The organism is Actinosynnema sp. NPDC020468 (genome assembly GCF_040642015.1).
GTDB lineage: Bacteria > Actinomycetota > Actinomycetes > Mycobacteriales > Pseudonocardiaceae > Actinosynnema.
Window position 1 is genome coordinate 36,842 of sequence record NZ_JBFAEO010000030.1, and the last position, 23,282, is coordinate 60,123.

The window sequence follows — 23,282 nt, forward strand, 5'->3', positions numbered from 1 at the left end:
CGTGGACATCGTCTTCAGGGGCGCGCTCGTGGTGGACGGCACGGGCGCGCCCGGCTACCGCGCGGACGTCGGCGTGCGCGCCGGCCGGATAGCGGCGATCGACGCGCGGCTGTCCGGGCGGCGAGAGGTCGACGCCGGCGGACTGGTCCTCGCGCCCGGGTTCGTGGACATGCACTCGCACTCGGACCTCCAGGTGCTCGCGAACCCCGAGCACCTGGCCAAGGTCTCGCAGGGCGTCACGACCGAGGTGCTGGGCCAGGACGGGTTGTCCTACGCGCCGGTGGACGACGCCGTGCTGGCCGCGTTGCGCGGGCAGCTCGCCGGATGGAACGACGACCCGGAGGGCTTCGACTGGGACTGGCGCTCGGTCGGCGAGTACCTGGACCGGCTGGACCGGGGCGTCGCGGTGAACGCGGCGTACCTGGTGCCGCAGGGCACGTTGCGGATGCTGTGCGTGGGCTGGGACGACCGGCCGGCCACCGACGCCGAGCTGGCCGCGATGAAGACCGTGCTGGCGGAGTCGTTGCGGCAGGGCGCGATGGGCCTGTCCTCGGGGCTCACCTACACGCCCGGCATGTACGCGTCCGAGCGCGAACTGGTCGAGCTGTGCCGGGTCACCGGCGAGTGGGGCGGCTACTACAGCCCGCACCACCGCAGCTACGGCGCGGGCGCGCTGGAGGCGTACGCCGAGATGGTGGCGGTGACCCGGGAGGCGGACTGCCCGCTGCACCTCGCGCACGCCACGATGAACTTCGAGGTCAACCGCGGCCGCGCGGGCGAGCTGCTGACCCTGCTGGACGACGCGATCGCGGCCGGCGCCGACATCACCCTGGACACCTACCCGTACCTGCCGGGCGCGACCTACCTGTCCGCGCTGCTGCCCAGCTGGTCCTCGGAGGGCGGTGCGGACGCGACCCTGCGCCGACTGTCCGATGTGGACACCCGGGAGCGGATCCGGCGCGAGGTCGAGGACACCGGGTCCGACGGGTGCCACGGCGTGCCGGTGGACTGGGCGGCGATCGAGATCAACGGGGTGCGCCGGTCCGAGCACGCGCACCTGGTCGGGCTCAGCGTCGCCGAGTCCGCGCGCCGGGCCGGTGTCGCGCCCGCCGAGCTGTTCTTCGACGTGTTGACCGCGGAACGACTGGGTACGTCGTGCCTCATGCACGTGGGCCACGAGGACAACGTCCGGGCGATCATGCGCCACCCGGCGCACACCGGCGGCAGCGACGGGCTGCTGGTCGGCGACCGGCCGCACCCGCGCGCGTGGGGCACGTTCCCCCGCTACCTGGCCCGCTACGTGCGCGAACTCGGCGTGCTGAGCCTCGAGGAGTGCGTCGCGCACCTGACCGGGCGCGCCGCGCGCCGGTTGCGGCTCACCGACCGGGGTCTGGTCCGCGAGGGGTACGCGGCGGACCTCGTGCTGTTCGACCCGGAGACCGTCGCCGACACCGCGACGTTCGACGAACCGCGCCAGGCCGCCGCCGGCATCCCGTACGTGGTGGTCAACGGCGTTCCTGTGATCGACGGCGGGACGCGCACCGACGCGCTTCCCGGCCGTTCCCTGCGCAACACCGGGAGCCACGCGTGATCGACTGGTTGCAGCACTCGACCGGCGGACTGCTGACGTTGTCCGCACTGAGCATCGCCCTGCTGCTCGTGCTCATCATCAGGGTGCGGGTCGAGCCCTTCATCGCCCTGCTGATCGTCGGACTGCTGGTGGCACTGGCCGCCGGCCTGCCCGTCGAGACGCTGGTGGGCTCGGCGCAGAAAGCCTCGGAATCCTTGGTGGAGAAGGGTTTCGGCGGCATCCTCGGGCACGTCGCGGCGATCATCGGGCTGGGCACGCTGCTCGGCTCGATCCTGGAGGCCTCCGGCGGCGCGGAGGTGCTGACCCGGACGCTGCTGCGGGCGTTCGGCGAGAAGCGCGCGCCGCTCGCGATGGGCCTGGCGGGGTTGATCTTCGGCGTGCCGGTGTTCTTCGACATCGGCATCTTCGTGCTGGCGCCGCTGGTGTACGTGGCGGCCAAGCGCGGCGGGCGGTCGATCGTCCTGTACGCGATGCCGTTGCTGGCCGGGCTCTCCGTCATGCACGCGTTCATGCCGCCGCACCCCGGGCCGGTCGCGGCGGCCGGGCTGCTGCACGTGAGCCTGGGGTGGATCATCATCATGGGGTTGGCGTGCGCGGTGCCCGCGTGGTTCATCGGCGGCGTGCTGTACTCGTCGTGGATCGGCAAGCGGATCACCGTGCCGGTGCCCGAGGAGATGCTGGCGGCGGCCGAGAAGGCCCGGGGCGACGAGTCGCGCGGCGAGCCGCCGCTGTCGTTGGTGCTGGGCATCATCGCGGTGCCGCTGGTGCTGATCCTGGCCGGCACGTTCGGGTCGATCCTGCTGCCCAGGGGTTCGGCGGTGCTCGGCGTGTTCACGTTCTTCGGCACGCCCGCCGTGGCGCTGACGATCGCGGTGCTGCTGGCGTTCTGGCTGCTCGGGTTCCGCCGCGGGATGACCCGGGACCAGGTGGGCGAGCTGTCCGCCGCGTCGCTGCGCCCGGTCGCGATGATCCTGCTGGTGGTCGGCGCGGGCGGGTTCTTCGGCGCGGTGCTCGCCGCGACCGGTGTCGGCAAGGTGCTCGCGACCTCGTTGGCGGACCTGGGACTCCCGGTCGTCGCGCTGTCCTACGTGATCAGCTGCGGCCTGCGGATCGCGCAGGGTTCGGCGACGGTGGCCATCGTGACGACGACCGGCATCGTCGCGCCGGTGGTCGCCGACCTCGGCTACTCGCAGCCGCAGCTGGCGCTGGTGGTCATGGCGATCGCGTCCGGCTCGATCATCGCCTCGCACGTCAACGACGGCGGGTTCTGGATCGTGTCGCGGTACTTCGGGCTGTCGGTCAAGGAGACGCTCCAGACGTGGACCGTGCTGGAGACGATCCTGTCGGTGGTCGGCTTCGGGATGGCCGCGCTGCTGAGCGTCTTCGTGTGACGAAACCGTGATGGCGCCCCGGGGCAACCGCTCCGGGGCGTCGGCGTCTTGGTGGTTGTGCTCCAGGGGGGAGCACGGGACCACGGGGGAACTTTTTCCATGCGCACTCGCAATCTGGCCGCCCTGCTCGCGTTCGGCGCGCTCGCTCTCGTCGCCTGCACCGCCCAGGACCAGGCGGCTCCCACCACGACCGCGTCACCGACCACGGTGTCGCTCGGCGTCGAACAGCCGCCGAAGACCACCACGGCCGCCACCGCCACCCCGGTCTCCGCCGCGCCGGCGACCGACAAGGCCGCGGTCACGACCACCACCACCGTCGCCGCGAAACCGAAGTCGGCCGTGGTGCTGGAGCCCACCGGGTACGGCGCGATCAGGCTCGGCATGACCGTCGACCAGGTGCCGGCGGGCGTGCTCGGCGCGAAGGTCGACGAGATCGGGCAGTGCGCGGCCTACCAGCTCACCGACGGCGGGCGGGTCGTGTTCGGGTACCCCGGCGAGGGCGCGTGGCGGATCATCGCGCCCTCCGCGGTGCGCACCGCCGAGGGCATCGGCGAGGGGTCGACCAGGGCCGAGGTGACCTCGACCTACGCCGACGCGCAGGAGTTCCGCGGCGGGTACACCGCGCACGGGCTGGCCCTGTGGTTCGAGGGTGCGGACGGCAACCGGGCCAGCGGCATCGGCGTGGAGAAGGTCAGCGAGTGCTCCAACTGACGCCGACACGTCGCCGCCCGCCGGAAGGGGGACCGGCGGGCGACGACGGTCGGGGAGGCCGGGTTCAGACCCCGGCCTTCTTCCCCTGCGGGTCCGCGACGAACCAGGTGCCGCCGACGCCCTGGCCCTTCGCGTCACCGCAGACCTTGTCGTCGGCGAAGGTGTAGAGCGGCCACCCGGCCGCCGTCACCTGGCGCTTGCCGTCCGGTCGCACGACGGTGCCGACGATCGCCTTGTCCACGCCCTGCGCCTCGAACTTCTCCGAGTCGACCAGCAGCGGCGGCCACTTCACCGCGCACTCGCCGACGCAGTTCGACACCGAGGGGTTCGTGGAGTCCTTGTCGAACCGGTACAGCGTCATGCCGTCCTTGTCGGTCAGCACGGTCCCGAGCGTGCCGACCGCCGACGTGGTGAGCACCAGGCCCGCGCTCACGCCGGCCTTCTTGCCGTCCGGCGCGGCCGCGAACCACGTGCCGCCGACGCCCTGACCCTTGGCCTCACCGGCGGTCTGGTCCTGCGCGAACCGGTAGAGCGGCCAGCCGGACACGGTCAGCTGCTTCGTGCCGTCCTTGCGGTCGACGGTGCCCACGAGCGCCTTGTCCACCCCGGTCACGACGACGTCCGCGGACTCGGCGAGGGCGGGCGGCCACTTCGCGGCGCAGTCACCGTCGCAAGTGGACGTCGACGGCTTGGAGGTGTCCTTGTCGAACCGGTAGAGCGTGAGGCCCCGCGCGTCGGTCAGCACCGTGCCGAGGTCGCCGACGGACTGCGCGACGAGCGCGGGCTTTTCCTCCGGCGCGGCCTGTTCCGGTTGCGCGACAAGGGGTTCCGCCGACTGCGCGGCGGCGGGCTGGACAGCGGGCCGAGCCTGACCGCAGGCACCGAGCAGGGCGACGCCGACGAGGGCCGCGGCACCGAGCAGAACCGCGCGTGAGCGGGCCATGGGTGAACCTCCCTGGGGGTGATCGCGCGCATCCGGTGCGGCAACCGAGTGCCACCAACACGGACGGCGTCGCGATCCGGTTCGACCCGCGGCGCGATGTAGGGGTTCCCGGGCCCCGACCGGTCCGTCAGCCGCGCCGGGCGGCCCGGAACCCCGCGAGGTAGGTGCGCAACCCGCGGTGCCCGCTGCGCATCATCAACTCGTGGTTGGCCTTCAGCAGCGGGCGGCCGACGAGGGCGAGCCGGCGCAGCAGCGGTTTGCCGACGGTGACCTCCTGCTCGTAGACGAGCCTGGTGCCCTCGCCCGCGGGCTCGATGCGCCAACTCGCCGTGCCGAAGAGGTCACCCGCCAACTCGGCCTTGAGGAAGCGGGGTTCGCGGGTGTGGTGCCGCGCCTCGAAAACCAGGTCGTAGGGCAGCACGGACCGACAGCACAACTCGGCCGCGTGCTCGCCGACCTGCCGGGCGCTGCGGACCTCGGGCCACCAGTGCGGGTAGCCGCCGAGGTCGGCCAGCACGTCGAACACGTCGCCGGGCGGACTCTCGACGGGCCACACACTGCGGAAGCGGTAGGAGTTCAGCGGCATACCACCGATGCTCACCCACACCACGCACCCACGCCAAGGCCCCGCCCGGCACGCGTTTCGGTACCGGGCCACGCCAAGCCGTCGACCGACACACCCCGCCGCCATCGCACGCCCTCTGCGGCCGGGTTCAGCACAGCCCTCGCGGCACGCCCTCGGATCCCGGCACGCGGCTGGGCGAAGCAGCGGCACCGCCTGCCCGGCCGTCCACCCCCGTCAGGGCGGGTCAGCCGACGGCCGGCTCCTCCGTGCCGATCGCGGCACGCGGCCGAGCACCGCGCGGCGGCACCACCGGCCCACCACTCCGCCGCGCCCGACCCGGGCGGGTCAGCCGACTGCCATCTCCGGCGCGCCCGACCACGACACGGCCGGCCGAACCCGCACCGCCGCACCCTCCGCGCAGAGCCCCGCCCCGCTCACCGCACCGCCGAGACCTCCGCGGCCGTACTGCGACGCGGTCAGCCGACTGCCGCCTCCTCCGTGCCGAGCACACCGCGCAGGAAGGCCCCGGTGTGGCTGGACTCGTGCTCCGCCACCGCCTCCGGCGTGCCTTCGGCCACCACCACGCCACCGCCCGAACCGCCCTCGGGCCCCAGGTCGACCACCCAGTCCGAGGTCTTGATCACGTCCAGGTTGTGCTCGATCACGATCACCGAGTTGCCCTTGTCGACCAGCCCGTTGATCACGCCCAGCAGCTTGCGGATGTCCTCGAAGTGCAGGCCCGTGGTCGGCTCGTCCAGGATGTACACCGTCTTGCCCGTCGACCGCTTCTGCAACTCCGACGCCAGCTTCACCCGCTGCGCCTCGCCGCCGGACAGGGTCGGCGCGGGCTGGCCGAGCCGCACGTAGCCCAACCCCACGTCCACCAGCGTCTTGAGGTGCCGGTGGATGGCGTTGATCGGCTCGAAGAAGGTCGCGGCCTCCTCGATCGGCATGTCCAGGACTTCGGAGATCGTCTTGCCCTTGTAGTGGACCTCGAGCGTCTCCCGGTTGTACCGCGCGCCCTTGCAGACCTCGCACGGCACGTAGACGTCCGGCAGGAAGTTCATCTCGATCTTGATCGTGCCGTCGCCCGCGCACGCCTCGCAGCGCCCGCCCTTGACGTTGAACGAGAAGCGGCCCGGCTGGTAGCCGCGCACCTTCGCCTCCGTCGTGGCCGCGAACAGCTTGCGGACGTGGTCGAAGACGCCCGTGTACGTCGCCGGGTTGGACCGCGGCGTGCGGCCGATCGGCGACTGGTCGACCTGCACGAGCTTGTCGACCTGCTCCAGGCCCTTGATCCGGGTGTGCCGCCCAGGCACCTGCCGCGCGCCGTTGAGCTTGTTCGCGAGCACCGTCGCCAGGATGTCGTTGACCAGCGTGGACTTGCCCGACCCGGACACGCCCGTCACCGACACCAGGCAGCCGAGCGGGAACGACACGTCGATGCCGCGCAGGTTGTGCTCGCGCGCGCCGACGACCGTCAGCTGCCGCTTCTTGTCGACCTTGCGCCGCGTCTCGGGCATCGGGATCGACCGGCGGCCGGACAGGTACTGCCCGGTGATCGACGTCTTCGACTTCAGCAGCGCCTGGTACGGCCCGCTGTGCACGACCTGACCGCCGTGCTCGCCCGCGCCGGGACCGATGTCGACCACCCAGTCCGACGTGCGGATGGTGTCCTCGTCGTGCTCCACCACGATCAGCGTGTTGCCCAGGTCGCGCAACCTGGTCAAGGTCTCGATCAACCGGTGGTTGTCGCGCTGGTGCAGCCCGATCGACGGCTCGTCCAGCACGTAGAGCACGCCGACCAGCCCGGACCCGATCTGGGTCGCCAGCCGGATGCGCTGCGCCTCGCCGCCGGACAGGGTGCCCGACGCGCGGTCGAGCGAGAGGTAGTTCAGGCCCACGTCGAGCAGGAAGTGCAGCCGCGCCTGGATCTCCTTGAGCACCGCGCCCGCGATCATCGACTCGCGCTTGCCCAGCTTGAGCCCGTCGAGGAACTCCGAGCACTCGGCGACGGACATGTTGCAGACCTCGGCGATGGACTTGTCGCCCTTGCGCGCGTGGTGCAGCGTCACGGCCAGGATCTCGGGTTTGAGGCGGGTGCCCTGGCACACCGGGCAGGGCACCTCCCGCATGTAGCCCTCGTACTTCTCGCGCATGAACTCGGACTCGGTCTGCTCCTGGCGGCGCTCCAGGAACGGGATCACGCCCTCGTAGTTCGCGTAGTACGACCGCTCGCGGCCGTACCGGTTCTTGTAGCGCACGTTGACCTGCTCGGGCACGCCGTGCAGGACCGCCTTCTGCACCTTCGCGGGCAGCCCGCGCCACGGCGTGTCCATCCGGAAGCCGATGGCCGAACCCAGCGACTCGAGCAACCGGGTGAAGTACTCGGAGGTCTGCCCGGACGCCCAGGGCGCGATCGCGCCGTCGGCCAGCGACAGCTCGTCGTCCGGCACGACCAGCTCCGGGTCGACCTCCTTGCGCACGCCGATGCCGGTGCACGTGGGGCACGCGCCGTAGGGCGAGTTGAACGAGAACGACCGCGGCTCCAGGTCCTCGATCGCCAGCGGGTGGCCGTTCGGGCAGGCCAGGTTCTCGGAGAAGCCGCGCACCCGCTTCGGGTCGGACTCCTCCAGGTCGACGAACTCCAGCTCGACCAGGCCGTCGGCCAGCCGCAGCGCCGTCTCCACCGAGTCCGTCAGCCGCTGCTTCGAGCTCGCCTTCACGCTCAACCGGTCGATGACGACCGCGACGTGGTGCTTCTCCTGCTTCTTGAGCTTGGGCACCTCGCCCAGCGCGTACACCACGCCGTCGACCTTGGCCCGGGAGTAGCCCTGGGACTGGAGGTTCTGGAACAGGTCGAGGTACTCGCCCTTGCGGCCGCGGATCACCGGCGCGAGCACCTGGAACTTGGTGCCCGACTCCATCGCCAACACCTGGTCCACGATCTGCTGCGGCGTCTGCTTGCTGATCGCCTCGCCGCACGTCGGGCAGTGCGCCTTGCCCGCGCGGGCGTAGAGCAGCCGCAGGTAGTCGTAGACCTCGGTGATCGTGCCGACCGTCGAGCGCGGGTTGCGGCTGGTCGACTTCTGGTCGATCGACACCGCGGGCGACAGGCCCTCGATGAAGTCCACGTCCGGTTTGTCCATCTGGCCGAGGAACTGCCGGGCGTACGCGGAGAGCGACTCCACGTACCGGCGCTGCCCCTCGGCGAAGATCGTGTCGAACGCCAGGCTCGACTTGCCCGACCCGGACAGGCCGGTGAACACGATGAGGCTGTCCCTCGGCAGGTCGAGGTCCACGCCCCGCAGGTTGTGCTCGCGCGCACCGCGAACGACAAGGCGGTCAGCCACAACGGTTCCCTTCGGTTTTCGACCATGCCCGAACAGACGTTCGAAAAGCGTACTGGACCACTGGTTCGGGTCTGCCGGGGAGGGCACGGACCATGCTAGGCGCGACCACCGACAAAACCGTTCGGGGCACTCTTCGCCCGATCGTGCGCCAACGGCCCTACCGGTCGGTTTCCGACGCCCCTACGCTGGGGTGATAGGCCGTTCGGCCGCAAGTCGTCTGGAATGAGGTGCCCATGAGCTTCGCCGATGCCGCCCAGGTCCGCGCCGCCGCAGCGAGCGTACCCGCGCCGCGGGAGCACCCGTCCGGGGTGCCGGAGGCCAACCTGGAGGAGGTGGCGCGGGCCACCCGCGCGCTGTACGAGGTGGTCGACGGGCTCGACCAGGCCGCGCTGGGCGGACCGAGCCTGCTGCCGGGCTGGAGCCGCGCGCACGTCGTCACCCACCTGGCCCGCAACGCCGACGCCCTGGTGAACCTGCTCACGTGGGCCAAGACCGGCGTCGAGCACCCCATGTACCCCAGCGCCGCGGACCGCGAGGCGGACATCGCCGAGGGCGCGGGCCGGCTCGCCCAGGTGCTGCGGGCCGACCTGGACGCGGCGTGCCAGCGGTTCGCCCAGGCAGCCGCCGAACTGCCCGCGACGGCGTGGGAGGCCGAGGTCGCCGGGCGCTCGGGCGCGCCGCTGCCGGCCAACCGGGTGCCGTTCCTGCGGTTGCGCGAGGTGTGGCTGCACCTGGTCGACCTGGACGCCGGCGTCGGGTTCGGCGACGTGCCGGCGCACCTGCTGGAGGTGTTCCTGGACGACGTGGCCGGCGCGATCGCCGGCCACGCCGACGCTCCCCCCGTCCAGGTGGAGGTGGCGCTGCCGGACGGCCGTCAGCGCGGTTGGGTGTTGGCGGCGGGTACCGAGACGTCACCCACCGTGAGCGGTTCGGCCGCCGACGTTCTCGGATGGCTGACGGGCCGCCAGAGCGGCGCGGAGCTGAAGGGCACCGCGCCGACGCTGCCGAAGTGGCTGTGAGCGCGTAGCCGCGCGGTGAGGACGAGGCCGGCCAGCGCGGGCCGGCCCGCCGTGAGCGCCCGGTACGCGGGCCGTTCCACGAACTTGGTCAGCAGCCAGCCGAGGGTGATCGCGACGCCGAAGAAGGCGGCCAGCTCCACCCAGGGACCCAGGTCGGCGACCTCCGCCATCACCACGTAGCCGATCTCCTGGTGCACCAGGTACACGCCGTAGGAGATGCCCGCGAGCCACTTGACCGGCCTGGCCAGGGCCCGGATCGGCGCGATGTCCCAGTCCGGACCGGCCGCGCAGGCGGCGACGGCGACGAGCATCACGCCCAGGGCGAGCGTGGACTTCACGTCGCCGGAGTGCACGGCCTGCGCCACGAGGGCGGCGGCGAGCAGCGCCACCAGGTGCGAGGTGCCGAGCTTGCCCCTCGACCACAGGAAGATGCCGACACCCGCCGCGAACAGCTGGCCGCGGTGCACGCCGAGACCGTCGTAGACGGTGCGCACGAGCCCGGGCTCGGCCGTCCAGATCCGCATCACCAGCGGGCCGACGACGAGCGTCCACAACATCACCGGCAGGCCGGCGCCGCGCACCCGGGACACCAGGAAGGCGCCCGCGACGAATCCCGTGACCTGGACCGGGAGGGTCCAGTAGGAGAAGTCGACCAGGCGCGCGTCGGGGAACCAGTTCTGCAACATGAAGGCGTTGACCACGAGGTCACGCGGCTCCAACTGGCTCCAGCCCTCCGGCGCCAGGTGTCTCAGCACCGCGTACGTGGTGGTCGCCGCGACCACGTAGGCCGGGAAGAGTCTGGCCAGGCGGTTGCGCAGGAAGCGGGCCGGCTCGCCCTTCGCCAGCGAGGCGCAGGCGAAGAAGGCGGAGATGACGACCAGGGTGCTGGCGCCCATCTCCAGTGAGACGGTGAAGGGTGGTCGGCCGAGTTCGCGGTGCACGGACGGTCCCGCGTGGGTCGCGTGCTGGACGAGCACGGCGCCCACCGCGAGCACGCGCAGGACGTCCCAGTTGATCCGGCGAGTCTTTGGCACGAGTTCCAGATACCCAGTTCGGCTCGGAATTAAGTCATGTCGGTGCGGCGGTCATGATCGTTACCAACGATATGGGATCAACCTGACCGCAGCCTGAAGGGCACCCGTCGGCTACCTTCGCGGCCGTGGACGTACTAGAGGACTACACCGGACACGTCGCCCCAGACGGTCCCGCCGCCAGGCGCACCCTGGACGCCCTGACCATCACCAAGGTGTCGGTCGGCCCCATGGACAACAACGCCTACCTGCTGGTCTGCCGCGCGACGAACGAGGCCCTGCTGATCGACGCCGCCGCCGACCCGCAACGCCTGTCCGACCTGATCGGCCACGCCCGCTCGCGCCCGAGGCTGAAGACGGTCGTGACCACCCACCAGCACGCCGACCACTGGGGCGCCCTGGGCGCGGTCGCGGGCGCGAACGGCTCGAACACCGTCGCCCACCGCGACGACGCGGGCCCCCTCCCGATCCCCCCGGACCAGTTCGTGGAGCACGGCGACACCGTCCACGTCGGCCAGGTACCGCTGGAGGTGATCCACCTGCGCGGCCACACGCCGGGCTCGATCGCGCTGCTCTACCGCGACCCGGCCGGCCCGGCCCACCTGTTCACCGGCGACTCGCTCTTCCCGGGCGGCGTGGGCCGCACCACGTCACCGGAGAACTTCACGTCGTTGATCGAGGACGTGTCGTCGCGGGTGTTCGACGTGCTGCCGGACGACACCTGGTTCTACCCGGGCCACGGCGACGACTCGACCCTGGGCGCACAGCGTCCGCACCTGGCGGAGTGGCGCTCACGCGGCTGGTGACCGCCAACGGGGCCGTCCCCTGGCCGACGGCCCCGCATCGCCGCGGGGAACTAATCGGGGGATGTACCGGGGCGTGGTCTGTCGGATGCCTTCCGGACGGTTCCACGAGTGTCGAGCACCTTCGGCACCAGACCCCTGGACCGTGGTGCGCGGCGCCTGGCCGGATCGTCCGCGACGGGTCGAGGCGGGTCGACGGGCCGATTCTCACACCTCGATGATCTCGACCATGCTGTCGAGCCCGGCGAAGTCCTTGGCGTTGCGCGTGTACAGCGGCAGGCCTCGCGCCGACGCGATGGCGGCGATCATCAGGGCCGGCCGGCGCGGTTTCGGGTCGCGGTTCACGTCCAGGGTCAGCGCCACGAGCGTGCCGAAGCGGGTGGCGGCCTCGCCGTCGAACGGCAGAGGCTCGAACTCCAGGATCGCCGCACCCAGCTTCTCGCTCCGCGCGGCCCGTGCCGCGGCGTCCTTGGCCATCGCCACCCCTTGGTGCAGTTCGGCGAAGGTGATCGCAGTCAACTCGGGCACCTCCGGCAGCAGCGCCGGATCGAGCCGGCCGAGGTCGATGTAGGCGCAGGTGTCCAACACGCCCGACCCGTGCCGCTCAGCCACGCTCCCTCTCCCCTGGGTCGCCGTATCGGCGCGACGGACCGCGAGGCGTTCCGCGCCCTCGGTGCCGAGCCACCCGGGTCCCGGAAGCAAGTCCTGGCCCGGCTCGTCGACCTGCACGTGCCGGCACCCGGTGCCACCAAGGGGTTCCAGGACAACCTGGACGACGGGCTCGCGCACTTCTTCGCCTCCGCCGTCACCCACTTCCTGGACTTCTTCGCTGGTTTCGCCACCTGGCCGGAGATCGGCAAGGACCGGGCGGTGCTCGCGGCGGGCGCGCGGGACAGGTACGTGCACCACTACCTCGGCCTCGCGTCGACGGTGCCGGAGTTCGGGATCTGGGCGTTCCTCGGCGAGCACTCGGCGACGCGCGACGCGATCCGGGAGTCCGACGCCGCGCTGCGCGGGGCGCTCGTGGTGCAGACCGAATCGCTGGAACGCCTCCACCGCCTCCTGGCGCTGGGCACACCCCTCATCCGAGGGCCGGTCAGGTCGTACCGGGAGAAACTGGAGACGATCGCCCGCGCCGCTCTCGACAAACCGCTGCTCCGGTCGAGCCGGGCGACGTCGACCAAGGCGCGGTTCCCCACCGTCGAACGCGGCTTCGTGGCGCCCGCGTACCGCCTCGCCGTGTACCAGGAGAAGTCGGAGCCGTCGTCGGAGACCTGGTGGCAGGAGACCACCGAGGTCGCCGAGGACATCGACACCTTCTTCGCGGCCCACCTGTCGACCACCGACAGCACAGTCCGCCCGCTGCTGGTGCTCGGCCATCCCGGCGCGGGCAAGTCGCTGCTGATGACCGTGCTCGCCGCACGGCTCCCGGGTGCCGGGTACGCGGTGGTCACCGTGCAACTGCGCAAGGTGCACGCCGAGGACGGGGTTCGCCGCCAGATCGAGGCGGCGCTGCACGACGAGTTGTCCGAACGCGTCGACTGGGGTCGCCTCGCCGACGAATGCGCGGACAGCATCCGCGTCGTGCTGCTGGACGGCTTTGACGAACTCGTGCAGGCCAGCGGCGTCACGCAGTCGGCCTACCTCCAGCAGGTGCGCGATTTCCAGGAACGCGAGGCCGACCTGGGCCGACCGGTGGCGGTCGTCATCACCTCGCGAACTCTCGTCGTGGATCGGGCACGCATCCCGGACGGCGTGCCGATCGTGAAGCTGGAGGAATTCGACAACGGCCGGGTCGGCAAGTGGATCGACGCCTGGAACACGGCGAACGCCTCCTCGCCCGAGTTCCGCACCTTCGAGTTCCTGCACGCCACGTTCAGCGAGTACCTGATCGCCGACCTGTCACTCGCACTGCTCCGAGACCTGGTGGCGGAGAAGCGATTCCGCGAGACGCGGGTGTTGGACGACGGCGCGGTCCTGCCGGACGACGCCCTCCTGTTCGCCCTGATCTCGCACCAGCCCTTCACCAAGCGAAACCCAGTACTCGACTTCGCGGCCGGCTTGTTCGCGGGCTACGACCGGGAAACTCAGGCTGGTCTGCTCGAAGTGCTGGGCGACCTGGTCAGGTCATTCCACGAGCGTGCCAAGAGCGACCACTTCCCGGCCTACTCACCGGCGGGCCTGACCTTGGTGTCCCGCGTCGCCACCTACTCGGCGAACCTCGTCTGCCTGCGCGTTGCCCTGGAGAACGGCTCGACCACTGTTGCGGAGTTGCTCGGGACCGAGGAAGGCGACCTGACCGCACGGCGCTCGACCGTTCGACTCCGGCGCGCCGGATTGGACGAGGAGGGGTGGCTCAGCCTTGTCGACGGGCTGACCCTCGTCCAAGGAGATACCTGGCACATCAGCCGGGAGGTTCCCGACGGCACGCCACGCATCAGAGAAGCCAGACTGCTCGGTGATCCGGTTCTCGAAGGCAGCCTCAGAGGAGGAAACGCTCTCGCAGGCACGGACGTGACCTCCGACGCGAACGAGCAGTCGTTGCTCGACAGGGTGGCCCAATGGATCACGTCACCTCTGGCGCGGCCGGATTACCCACATTCATCCAGTTTGACGTCGGCATCCTCAGAAACATACTCTCGGAGTTGGACGACGGAGTGCGATTGAACACCACCTGGCGACCTCATTTTCCCGAGACGCCTGGCGGCTGCCGCAAGACGTGGTGGAACGCGGCCTGCACCATCTACTTCCGAAGACGACAGAAGATGTCGAGGAAGCACCTCGCCTATTTGACTGCATCTCCACAGTATGCTCTCACCCCGAGCTCGCAGAGGCGGGCTTGATCCCCATCATTCTGTTGCCACCATGGTGTCAGTTCCGCAGGCCACCTCCCAGTGGAGGTGTTCGACTACCTGTCGGGCCGGAAGTGTTCGCGCGCACAATGAAGAGGTTCGATCCATCGTTGGTCGAGAATTTCATCACCGACTACCTGGCCGACCGTGGAATCGACCTCGTCCCCGCACCGGTCGAGGCACTTCGGCAACTGGTCGAGGAAACCCGGAACCCGGTCAGGTGACGGACTTCAGGCGGGTCACCGCGTCCAGGACGTCCAGGTAGCCCTCACTGGCACGCCACAGGTCGTCCGCGACCGGCTCCAGTTTGCCCGGCTTCCAACGCTTGTCCTCGTAGGCCAGCGTCCGCGAACGCAACGCGCGCAGGCTCACCGCGAGCTCGGCGTCCAGTCGCTCCCTCAACTCCTCCACCGGAGGCGTACCCAGGCGAACCCGATCGCCTCGGCCCTCCTCCAACGCCGACAGCACCTCCTCGTCCACCCCGACCTCCCGGTCCCACACCAGGGCGGGCCGGTCGACGTGGTGGTTCCAGACCGGCGCGTGCGCGGAACGCCACAGCGGGGTGATCGGGTTGCGGGTCAGGCGGGTCGCGTTGCCCCAGTGCTCCGCGCCCGCCGGTTCGCAGCGCCACGGCACCTCGTCCACCGGCAGGTCGACCTCCAGCGCCACGGTGACCCGCTCGACGTCGCGCACCGGCCCCAGCACCTCACCGACCGCCCACAACCGGACGACCGCCAGCCGGATGATCGGATTCGGTCGCTCGTGGAGGCCGGCGCACGTCGTCGCCAGGTCCCTCAGGTAGTGCACCGCACGCGTCCACTTCACCGGGCCATCCTCGTGCACGCGCCACCCGGCGGCCGACACCGGCCGTTCCAGGCGACGGCGCGCACGCTGGGCGGCAGGTTCAGCAGCTGCCCGGACCGCCGACGACGAGCAGCACGAACGCCAACGCCGCCCGAGCCCGCCTCTGGTAAGCCTCGGTCGACCCGCGACAATCGGCCGGTGGACGACGGCCGGGTGCACGACGCCGCGCGCCGGTACCTCGAAGAGCGGTACCGGGAGCTCCAGCGGGCCTACGCGAAGGTGCCCCGCCGGACCGGCAACGACTACTCCGCCGCGGCCAAGCGGATCTTTCCCCGCTACCGCCTGGTCGAGGCGGTGCTGGTGGAGGTCGAACGGCTCGATCTCGACCACCTGCCCGAACGCGCGGAGTTGCTGGACGAACTCCGGCTCGCCGCCGAGGCGACCCCGGAGCCGACACCGCCCGGCCCGGAAGCCGACGCGGTCGCCGCCGAGCGCGCGCTGTTCCTCGACGTGGTCGAACGGCTCGCCGTCGAGGACGGTCCCCCGAGCGGGCCGCGGTTGCCCTACCGCCGGGTGCTGACCGAAGCCGAGCAGCAGGACTGGCAGACCTGGCTGGCCCGACGCTGGGGCGTGACCGACCTCAGGTGGCACCCGATGATCGACGCGCCGCCGCCCGCCGACGTGCTGGTGGTGCGCGAAACCCTGGTCCGCCGCAAGGAGATCCTCGCCTTCCGCCGGGCGGTGCGCGACCTCGGCGTGCGCCGGGTGGTCGAACTGCGCGAGGGCGGACCCGGGTACCTGCTGGACGTCGACCTCGTCGACCCCGTCTACACCGGTGCCGAGGGGGTGTGGACCTCGGCCGGCGTGGACTGGGTCGGCTACGCCTCGCACGAGGACACGCTCGCGTTCGGCGGTGTGATCACGGCCGGGCTGCGGGCGTGGCGGACCTCCGGGTTGGCGCACCCCAGCTTCTAGAACGTCAGCAAGAAGCGCACGTAGTTGCCGAACGTGACGGCGCGGTAGGAGTCGGCCAGCGCACCCGCCTCCGCGGCCGAGCGGACGGCGCGGTCGGCCACCGCGCGGGCCTCGGAAAGCCTGCGGTTGTGGTCGGCCCGGTCCCGGGCCTGGGTCTCGTTCGCCGTCTTCGCCTCCGCTCCCAGCGCGGTCTGCTCCTTGCGCAGTCGACGCAGCAACGCCTCCCGCTGCGCCTCGCCCGCCGTCACGACCTCCCGGTGGTCCTCCCGGAGCGTCGACGCCCGCGCGTCGAACCGGCTCTTGATGTCGTGCAGCTCGGCCGAGGTCAGCGACGTCGGGCAGTCGGCCGTCGCCTCCGCCGCCAGCGCGGCGCGCCACCCGTCGAGCCGGCCCGCCTTCACCTCGCCGATGCCCGGCACCCGCACGCTGTACCCGTTGACCAGCACGAAGTTCGCGATGCGGCTCTGGTACTGGCCGCTGTTGTTGTAGTGCACGCCGGTGAAGTCGGCCGCGGTGGCGATGCCCGCGTCCCGCAGCTTGGTCACCAGCGTCGCCCCGATCCCGTCGATGCCCGCCGCCTCGATGGTGAACCGCGCGAGCTTGTGCCGCACGTGCTCGCGTTGCCGCTGCGCCAACGAGTCCTGCTCGGCCGCGGCCCGCTCGGTGATCAACGACCGCAGCTCGTTGTCGATCCGCACCAACGCCTGCTGCACGGTCCGCTGCAACGCGGTCAGCTCGTGGTCGTGCCGCTGCTGCGACTCCCGCCGCCTGCGGTCGGCCGCGGCCTTGGTCTCGTCGGCACGCCGGTCGAACTTCTCCGACGTCCGGTCCAGCTCCGCGACCGCCCGCTGCGCCGCCGTGCGACCGCCGTCGGCCCGACCCCGCTCGGCCCGCGCCCGGCGCGCCAACGCGGTTTCCGGTTGGCGCAGGTACGCCGCCGTCGACCAGGCCGCCCAACCGAACCCGGCCAGCAGCACCCCGACCGCGACCGCCGGCACGCCCACCGGCGTCAGGAACGCCAGCGGCGCCGCCACCAGCAGGACCGCGAGCAGCCCCCACGTCGCCACGCTGAGGAACGTCGCGCGCCGGGTGAACACCACCCGCGGCAACGGCGGCGGCGCGACCTCGACCGGCCGGACGCGCTGGGTCAGCCACGACGGCAGCCCGCTCACCGGCGCGGCGGCGGTGATCTCCACCGGCTCCAGCACCGGCGGCGACCCGCCGCGCGCCAGCACGTCGTGGAACCGCCCGGCCAACGCGCGCACCTGGACGTCCGGGTGACCGAGCAAAGTGGACAGTCGGAACGACGTGTCCGGCTCCACGAAGTCCGACTCGGCGAGCAGCAGGTGCTCGGCGTCCTCCTCGCGGAGTTGGCCCCACAGCGCGGGATCCACCGCCAGCGCCACCAGCGACAGGTAGATCACCCACGCCGAGAACCGGTCGACCGTCGGCCCGAAGTCGGTCGCGGACCGGCCGGGCGGCTGGTAGTTGCGGTGCCCGAGCTCGGCCGCGGGCATCCCGGCGAGCGCCGGCACGTACATGCCGTCGTAGTCGACCAGCCGCATGGTGCCGTCCGGCGCGACCAGCAGGTTGCCGTGCTGGAGGTCGCCGTGCCCGATGTCGGCGGCGGCGAGGTCGGCGACCAGGTCGGCGAACGCGCGCGCGGCCCGGGCGAGGACCGCGGGCCGGCCCAGGTTCCGGTCGATCCACCGGGTGAGCCCGACCGCCTCGACCCACTCCATCCGCAGGATCGGGAACCAGTCGCCCTGCACCAGCACGCCGCGCTCGACGTACTCGAAACCCACCGCCCAGTCGTGCGCCAACCCGCCGAGGTGCTCGCCGATCGCCTTGTACCGCGCGGACTGCGCCTGCACCTCGCGGGTGAAGCACTTGATCGCGTACCGCCTGCCGTCCGCGCCGGTCAACGAGAACACGCTGGCGAAGTTGCCGGAGATGGCCCGGGGCCGGCCGAGCGCGTCCACCCGCACGGCCGCGCCCGCCAGGTCCGTGCCGCGGAAGCACAACTCCGTGTTCTGCAACGCCTCCACGTACGTCGCGCCGGTCGGGAACGATCTGACGGGTCGCGGGTCCACGGCCGCGCTCACCCCAGGTCCACGTGCACGACGGTCACGTCGTCGTTGGCCATCGACCCCGCCGAGCGCCGGTCGTCCAACCACGCCTCGAACTCGTCCACCGCGCCCGACCTGGTGAAGTCGCACAGCGCGTTCCACGGCTGCCCGCCGCGCTCGGTCTCGGCCAGGAACCACGCCGCGAGCGCGTCCGTGCACAGGAAGAACTGGTCGCCCTCCTCGGCGCGGCCGGACATCGTGCGCACGTGCCTGGCCACCAACGCGCGGTCCTGGTTGTAGCCGTTGACCAGACCGGGCGAGGACGTGAACTCCCGGTGCGACTCCAGCGGGAACGCGTGCAGCAACCGGCCTCCCCTGGTCTGGAACAGGCACGTGTCGCCGAGCGCCGCGGCACGCCACGCGATCGCGTCGGCCACCGGCTCGAACCGCGCGGCCAGCAGCGTCGCGTACGGGCCGCGGTCGAGCTTCGGCTGCTCGTACCACATGATCGGCCGACCGGTGGCCCGCCGGTTCGCCACGTACTCCCGCACCCAGCCGCGCCACGCCTTGCCCGCGTCGACCAGCACGTCGGCGAACACCCGCCGGTCCCGCAGCGCCCGGCCGTCGTCGCGCAGCGCGCCGACCACCGACTCGGCGAGCAGGCTCGCCCACTCGCCCGCCAGCAGGCTCTCCGACGCGCCGTCCGAGAGCGCGACGGACACCGGGTCGGTCAGCCACACGTCCGACCCGGCGTCCGGGAAGACGCTGCTCGCGTCCTCGCACTCGGCCAGGGTGCTGCCCCGCTTGGGCACGCGCAGCGCCGACACGTACACGCCCACGCCGGTCAGCGCAGGTCTGTGGCGCGGGTGCCGATGTCGAGGAACTGCACGACGGACGCGATGTCCGCGTTGTAGACGAACCCGCGCGTCGCGTCGCCCACCTTGAAACCCTGCTGCAACGCGTAGGACCGCATGTGCGGCGGCAGCGGGCTGGACATGTCGAACAGGGTGCGCGAGTACGCGTCGGGCAGCGCCGCGTCGCTGTCCGGGAACGTGGTCGGCGACGCGCCGGCCGCCGAGACGTGCAGGTTGAACAGCAGCGCCGCGCCGTCCGTGCTCACCTGGGTCGCGATCGCGGACGCCGCCGAGGCCGGGTCGCCGTCGGTGGACTCGCCGTCGGTCAGGTTCAGCACGATGGGCGGGAAGCCCGCCGGGTGCTCGACCAGCCACTGCGACACCAGCGAGTCGGCGTAGGCCAGCGCGCGGCACATCGGGGTCGCGCCGTTGGACACCGGGTCGACCCACACCGGGAAGCTGGTGGTGGTCTCCACCAGGCCGCCGGCGCCGTCGGGCACCTTCTTGAGCCGTTCCTCGACCCGCGCGGGCTTGTCCGCCACCTCGCTCAGCGGCACCAGGTCGCGCCCGGACAGCGCGCCGGTGTAGGCCGAGCCGACCGCGTGGCCGTACCCGATCACCGCGACGTGGAAGTAGTCCCGGACGCCTTCCTCCTTGGCGCACTTCACGCTCAATTCGGTGAGCAGCCGGTTGATCGCGTCGGCCACCACGTCCGCTTTGCGCTGCGGGATTTCCCCGCCGATCGGGTCGTTCATCGAGGCCGACTGGTCGACCAGGAATACGAAACAGGCCGGATTGGCCCGACTGATCTCTGCTGCGTACGACACGTGCTGATCCAGCCTTTCGACAGACAGCCGGCACACTCCGCGCGGGCGCGATTGCGTTGACGCCGCACACACTACGATACGGATCGCCACTGACCAGCCTGGCGTTACCGGTTGCGGCATCCGCCGGAGTCCGGCTGCCCCCTTATAGGGGATTGCCCAGGCCACCCCTAGGTCCGTATAACGGGCCGTTATCCGCGCCGCTCGACCACTACCGGTAATCGTGGTGACACTTTTTCCGCCGTGCCGCACTTCCGGTCGAAAGTCACGGGCACCGCGGATCGGCGGAAAGGCGTTCGGGTAACGCGCCCGCGCGAGGGGATTGCGCGACGGACGACCACCCCGCCGATCGACGGGGTGGTCGTCCGGTTCCGCGGCGGCTAGGCCCGGCGCGCGTAGCCCTGCGCCGGGTTGCCCAGCGCGCCCAGCACGCCGCCCACCGCCGTGCCGAACACCGGCTCCCAGCCGAGCCCCCGCAGCCGTCCCGCGTCCAGCGCCGCGTCGCTCGCCAGGTAGACCGCCGACGGCCCGTGCGTCGCCAACGCCTCCTCCAGCGGCCACGACCGCGCCGGCACCCCGGCCGCCTCGGCGACGCCGCCGGTCAGCGACCGCACCGGCACCGGCTCGGCCTCGGCCGCGTGGAACACGCCCCGCGCCGGGGTTTCCACCAGCAGCGCGTACGCCGCGGCGAGGTCGGCGACGTGCACCACCGACCACACGTTGTCGCCCGCGTCGGCGTACCGCGCCACGCCCTCGGCCGCGGCCAGGTCCACCAACCGGGCCAGCGGACCGCCGCCGTCGCCGTAGACCAGCGGCGGCCGCACGACCGCGCCGCCCGCGTCGAGCACCCGTGCCTCGGCGTCGGCCAGCCACGCCAGCGGCCCGGTCGCCTCGGCGGTGTCGTCCTCGGTGACCGGGGTCCGGGACGAGCGGGCGCGCGGCGCGCCCGTGGTGGTGACGAACGCGCCGGGTCGCGCGGTGAGCATCGCGGTCACCGCGGCCTCGTCCACCAGCGGTCGGTCGGGCGTGGTGGTGGCCGCCGTGTGCACGACGGCGTCGGCGAGCCCGGCCTCGCGGACCAGCACGGGCAGATCGGTGAGCGAGCCCCGGACCGGCAGCCCGCCCGCGGAGCGGACCCCCGCCTCGGCCTCGTCGCTGCGGGCCAGTCCGCGCACCCGGTGGCCGCGCGCGGTGAGCACCCGGGTCAGCGCGCCGCCGAGGTAGCCGCTCGCGCCGGTGATGAAGATGTCCAACGGTGTTCTCTCCCTGCCTAGGACGACGGTGACGACGCTAGGAACCGCCGGTGGCGACCGGAATGTGCGAGAGTCCGGGTTTCATGCGCGATGGTGTGCTCGACGTGCTGCTGCGGCAGGTGCGGGTGGACGCCGGTCGGTTCGGCCGGGTCGAGTTCGGCGCGCCCTGGGGTGCCCGGGTCGGCCCGAGGGACGCCGCGTCGCTGCACCACGTCCTGGCCGGCGGGTTCTGGCTGGACGTCGCGGGCAGGCGCGAGCACGTGACGGCGGGCGAACTGGTCGTGCTGCCGCACGGCGCGGCCCACGAGCTGCGCCACCACCCCGACGCGCCGGTCACGACGTTCGGCGACAAGCCGCCGTCGGAGGCGTTCGCGGTGCGCGGCGCGCACGGGGGTGCCGGCGAGCGGACCGTGCTGCTGTGCGCGGAGTCGACGGTGACCGGCGCGGCGCGGTCCCTGCTGCTGCGCGCGCTGCCGCCGGTGGTGCGCCTGGACACCGCGGAACCGGGCGTGCGCCGCCTGCTGGACGGCATCCGCGACGAGGTCCGCGGCGACCGCCCCGGCGCGCCCCACCTGGCCGCGCGGTTCGTGGAACTCCTGCTGCTGCACGGGATCCGGGCCGAACTGGAACGCCCGGCCGGCACGTCGTGGCGCGCCGCCCTGCACGACGAGCGCGTCGGCCGCGCCCTGGAGGCCCTCTACCGCGACCCGGCCGCACCGTGGACCGTCGCCACCCTGGCCCGCGCCGCCGGCATGAGCCGCACCACCTTCGCCCACCGCTTCCGCGCCCTGGTCGGCGAAAGCCCGGTGGCGCACCTGACGTCGTGGCGGATGGACCTGGCCCGCACCGCCCTGCGCACCGACCCGACCCGCTCCGTCGCCTCGATAGCCACGTCCGTGGGCTACGTGAGCGAGTTCGCCTTCAGCACCGCGTTCCGCCGCGCGACCGGCCTACCCCCGGGCCGCTACCGGTATCTTCACGCGCGTGGGTGACGAACTCGTCGTGGAGATCTACACCGACGGCGCGTGCAGCGGCAATCCCGGGCCGGGCGGTTGGGGCGCCGTGCTGCGCTACGGCAGGCACGAGCGCGAACTGCACGGCGGCGAGCCGGACACGACCACGAACAACCGCATGGAACTGATGGCCCCGATCCGCGCCCTGGAAACCCTGACCAGACCGTCGGTGGTGCGGATTTACACGGACAGTTCCTACGTGAAGGACGGCATCACCTCGTGGGTGCCGAAATGGCGCGCGAACGGCTGGCAGACGGCCGCGAAGAAGCCGGTGAAGAACGTGGACCTGTGGCAACGCCTGACCGAGGCCACCGCCCCCCACACCGTCACGTGGCACTGGGTCAAGGGCCACGCCGGCCACCCGGACAACGAACGAGCCGACCAACTCGCCGTCCAGGGCGTCCGAGAGGCGATGAACCTCTCCCCCGACACCCCGTTCACCCAACCGGGCGGCAAACCCCAGGACAAAAGCCTCTTCTGACCCCGCGAAAGCCGACCGCCCCGACGGCTGCGCACAGCGTCGGGGCGATCCGGTGCACCAGGACGGCCGGTCAGATCTGGGGGCAGATGTCGTACATGATGTTGAACAGGCGGGTGGACTCCGGGGTCACGCCGCGCGGCAGGGCGAGGTAGGCCTTGCTGGCGTCGACGCACTGGGTGAGCAGGTCGTGCTCGTTCTTCAGCGACGACTCCTTGCTCTTGTTGCCCTCCAGCGTCTTCTTCTCCTTGCCCTGATCGTCCTTCACCGACGACAGCTCGCGGTCCTTCTCGGCGCGGTTGGCGGACGTGCGGTCGTACTCGCCGTTCTTCACCAGGTACAGCGCCAGGAACACGCCGGCGACCACCAGGAAGACGCCCGCCAGGACGCCCAGCACCACGATCGGCTTGCGGCCCGCGGGTTTCGCGGCCGGGGCGGGGGGCTGGTGGTAGCCGGTCGACTCGGGCGGCGTGACGGCGGGGGTGCCGTACGCGGGCGAGGGTGGGAACTGGGCGACCGGGACGCCGTACGGGGGTGACGGCGGGACGGGGGTGCCGTACGCCGGGGACTGGGGGAACTGGTCGAGCACCGGCCGGCCGTACGGCGGCGAGGCGGGGAACTGGTCCAGGGTCGGCTGGACCGGCGCGGCGTAGGGGGAGGTCTGCGGTGCGCCGTACTGGTGCTGCTCCGGGATCGGGTGCTGGGGTTGCTGCGGGTTGTGGGGGTCAGGCGTGGTCATCTCGACTCCTGGAG

General features: G+C 71.8%; 19 protein-coding genes and 1 pseudogene. 9 read left to right on the forward strand and 11 right to left on the reverse strand.

What is annotated here, in order from left to right; translation table 11 throughout:
• Nucleotide 1 precedes the first annotated feature (1 nt).
• The 3 genes from AB0G50_RS21795 to AB0G50_RS21805 all read left to right on the forward strand — a co-directional run bounded on the left by AB0G50_RS21795 (nt 2) and on the right by AB0G50_RS21805 (nt 3,693).
• The gene (locus tag AB0G50_RS21795) at nt 2–1,591 is read left to right on the forward strand and encodes a D-aminoacylase (RefSeq protein WP_360111505.1); all 1,590 of its coding nucleotides are present in this window, start codon (nt 2–4) and stop codon (nt 1,589–1,591) included.
• Nucleotides 1,588–2,982, forward strand: a complete 1,395-nt coding sequence (locus AB0G50_RS21800; protein ID WP_360111508.1) for a gluconate:H+ symporter — start codon at nt 1,588–1,590, stop codon at nt 2,980–2,982. The genes AB0G50_RS21795 and AB0G50_RS21800 overlap by 4 nt, the downstream gene beginning before the upstream one ends.
• Nucleotides 2,983–3,081: 99 nt before the next feature.
• On the forward strand, nt 3,082–3,693 hold the full coding sequence (locus AB0G50_RS21805) for a hypothetical protein (RefSeq protein ID WP_360111511.1): 612 nt from the start codon (nt 3,082–3,084) through the stop codon (nt 3,691–3,693).
• Between the two features lie 64 nt (nt 3,694–3,757).
• Here AB0G50_RS21805 and AB0G50_RS21810 read toward each other — a convergent pair whose 3' ends face one another.
• The 3 genes from AB0G50_RS21810 to uvrA all read right to left on the reverse strand — a co-directional run bounded on the left by AB0G50_RS21810 (nt 3,758) and on the right by uvrA (nt 8,554).
• Complete coding sequence (locus AB0G50_RS21810) at nt 3,758–4,636, reverse strand: hypothetical protein (RefSeq protein WP_360111514.1); 879 nt, start codon at nt 4,634–4,636, stop codon at nt 3,758–3,760.
• 127 nt (nt 4,637–4,763) lie between these two features.
• On the reverse strand, nt 4,764–5,237 hold the full coding sequence (locus AB0G50_RS21815) for an SRPBCC family protein (RefSeq protein WP_360111517.1): 474 nt from the start codon (nt 5,235–5,237) through the stop codon (nt 4,764–4,766).
• A 440-nt stretch (nt 5,238–5,677) separates the two neighbouring features.
• Complete coding sequence (gene uvrA / locus AB0G50_RS21820; protein WP_360111520.1) at nt 5,678–8,554, reverse strand: excinuclease ABC subunit UvrA; 2,877 nt, start codon at nt 8,552–8,554, stop codon at nt 5,678–5,680.
• 233 nt (nt 8,555–8,787) lie between these two features.
• Between uvrA and AB0G50_RS21825 the strand changes: the two are divergent.
• Nucleotides 8,788–9,483: pseudogene (locus tag AB0G50_RS21825) on the forward strand (maleylpyruvate isomerase family mycothiol-dependent enzyme); the annotation flags it as partial.
• Here AB0G50_RS21825 and AB0G50_RS21830 read toward each other — a convergent pair.
• Nucleotides 9,429–10,607 carry an acyltransferase gene (locus AB0G50_RS21830; protein ID WP_360111523.1) on the reverse strand — a complete coding sequence of 393 codons (1,179 nt, stop codon included), beginning with the start codon at nt 10,605–10,607 and terminating at the stop codon, nt 9,429–9,431. The pseudogene AB0G50_RS21825 and the gene AB0G50_RS21830 overlap by 55 nt on opposite strands.
• 125 nt (nt 10,608–10,732) lie before the next feature.
• Between AB0G50_RS21830 and AB0G50_RS21835 the strand changes: the two genes are divergently transcribed.
• On the forward strand, nt 10,733–11,410 hold the full coding sequence (locus AB0G50_RS21835) for an MBL fold metallo-hydrolase (protein WP_360111526.1): 678 nt from the start codon (nt 10,733–10,735) through the stop codon (nt 11,408–11,410).
• Nucleotides 11,411–11,614: 204 nt separating this feature from the next.
• Here AB0G50_RS21835 and AB0G50_RS21840 read toward each other — a convergent pair whose 3' ends face one another.
• Nucleotides 11,615–12,019, reverse strand: a complete 405-nt coding sequence (locus AB0G50_RS21840; protein WP_360111529.1) for a type II toxin-antitoxin system VapC family toxin — start codon at nt 12,017–12,019, stop codon at nt 11,615–11,617.
• A 117-nt stretch (nt 12,020–12,136) separates the two neighbouring features.
• Between AB0G50_RS21840 and AB0G50_RS21845 the strand changes: the two genes are divergently transcribed.
• Complete coding sequence (locus AB0G50_RS21845) at nt 12,137–14,074, forward strand: ATP-binding protein (RefSeq protein ID WP_360111531.1); 1,938 nt, start codon at nt 12,137–12,139, stop codon at nt 14,072–14,074.
• A 401-nt stretch (nt 14,075–14,475) separates the two neighbouring features.
• Here AB0G50_RS21845 and AB0G50_RS21850 read toward each other — a convergent pair whose 3' ends face one another.
• A complete protein-coding gene (locus AB0G50_RS21850; RefSeq protein ID WP_360111533.1) occupies nt 14,476–15,084 on the reverse strand; it encodes a hypothetical protein in 609 nt (202 codons plus the stop codon).
• 177 nt (nt 15,085–15,261) lie between these two features.
• On the opposite strand from AB0G50_RS21850, the gene AB0G50_RS21855 reads away from it, so the two are divergent.
• Nucleotides 15,262–16,038 (forward strand): hypothetical protein, encoded by a 777-nt coding sequence (locus AB0G50_RS21855; RefSeq protein ID WP_360111535.1) that lies wholly within the window; start codon nt 15,262–15,264, stop codon nt 16,036–16,038.
• Here AB0G50_RS21855 and AB0G50_RS21860 read toward each other — a convergent pair.
• The 4 genes from AB0G50_RS21860 to AB0G50_RS21875 form a co-directional block, all read right to left on the reverse strand.
• Nucleotides 16,035–18,143, reverse strand: coding sequence for a hypothetical protein (locus AB0G50_RS21860; RefSeq protein ID WP_360111537.1), 2,109 nt, complete (start codon nt 18,141–18,143; stop codon nt 16,035–16,037). The two genes, AB0G50_RS21855 and AB0G50_RS21860, sit on opposite strands and share 4 nt — an antisense overlap.
• Entirely contained in the window at nt 18,140–18,946 is an 807-nt protein-coding gene (locus AB0G50_RS21865; protein ID WP_360111539.1) for a hypothetical protein, read from the reverse strand. Before AB0G50_RS21865 ends, AB0G50_RS21860 begins: the two co-directional genes overlap by 4 nt.
• A 5-nt stretch (nt 18,947–18,951) precedes the next feature.
• Nucleotides 18,952–19,788 (reverse strand): vWA domain-containing protein, encoded by an 837-nt coding sequence (locus tag AB0G50_RS21870; RefSeq protein WP_360111541.1) that lies wholly within the window; start codon nt 19,786–19,788, stop codon nt 18,952–18,954.
• A 377-nt stretch (nt 19,789–20,165) separates the two neighbouring features.
• Nucleotides 20,166–21,038, reverse strand: coding sequence for an NAD-dependent epimerase/dehydratase family protein (locus tag AB0G50_RS21875; protein WP_360111543.1), 873 nt, complete (start codon nt 21,036–21,038; stop codon nt 20,166–20,168).
• 83 nt (nt 21,039–21,121) lie between these two features.
• Between AB0G50_RS21875 and AB0G50_RS21880 the strand changes: the two genes are divergently transcribed.
• Complete coding sequence (locus AB0G50_RS21880) at nt 21,122–22,030, forward strand: AraC family transcriptional regulator (RefSeq protein ID WP_360111545.1); 909 nt, start codon at nt 21,122–21,124, stop codon at nt 22,028–22,030.
• A complete protein-coding gene (gene rnhA / locus AB0G50_RS21885) occupies nt 22,023–22,532 on the forward strand; it encodes a ribonuclease HI (protein ID WP_360111547.1) in 510 nt (169 codons plus the stop codon). Before AB0G50_RS21880 ends, rnhA begins: the two co-directional genes overlap by 8 nt.
• Nucleotides 22,533–22,602: 70 nt before the next feature.
• Here the strand turns inward: rnhA and AB0G50_RS21890 are convergent, their stop codons facing one another.
• Entirely contained in the window at nt 22,603–23,268 is a 666-nt protein-coding gene (locus AB0G50_RS21890) for a hypothetical protein (RefSeq protein WP_360111549.1), read from the reverse strand.
• Between the last annotated feature and the right edge of the window lie 14 nt (nt 23,269–23,282).